This is a genomic window from Ruegeria sp. CH6 (genome assembly GCF_056537005.1).
Genome location: NZ_JBQFQS010000060.1, coordinates 1 through 663 on the forward strand (window position 1 = coordinate 1; position 663 = coordinate 663).

The 663-nt window shown below is 51.4% G+C and carries 1 pseudogene; it reads right to left on the bottom strand.

Annotated elements, in window-relative coordinates:
* Positions 1-443: 443 nt before the first annotated feature.
* Positions 444-663, bottom strand: a pseudogene (locus tag ACR0CW_RS23190) (epimerase); the annotation flags it as partial.

Here is a 663-nt window from a genome sequence, read left to right on the forward strand (position 1 = left end):
GTCATCGCTGTCAGGGCCCTTTGTTTCAAAGTGATGTCGTGTCAAAGCGATACAATCCTAAATATTTAACCGTGCTGTGCCCGCAAAGCACACCCAGCACCTGATCGTGGACTGTCATCTAATCCGAAACCGCGCGACAAACCTGACAGCAACATGAAAAAAGACTGAATTCACCCGGGGACTCTCAGACGATGGACCTCAGATTCGGGCGCTGGCTTGATGTTGGCCGGCTTCGTAGGATCCGACCGGAGACCCGGTTTTTGTTCCGGTTGGTCGCTTGCTCTTGAGCGCATGTTGCTCATGGCGTCGCCAAACGCGACCGACTTGCCCGCCATTTGTCACTACTCTACGTATTTCAGCCACACCGATGTGAGCCTTCCGATTCGCTGAGTCGCAGAGACCTTTTACGGGGGTCCTCCGTCCCTATTGTCCGCAAAAAACGCTTAAGCGATTTTGTTTCGCAATACATTTTGAAGAACATTCTCCAATGGCGTCACCTCGAAGTCAGTAAGAAGCTGCGTCAGTCGAAATTTGGACAAGGCGTGATCTGTGTTCCAGAGGTAACGCATCTCGCACATTCCACGCGCAAGCTCGGAAAAAGGTGCAGACAATCGGAAGATCAACCAGGGAAAAGGAACAAACTTTGTCTTTCGACCCAGAACG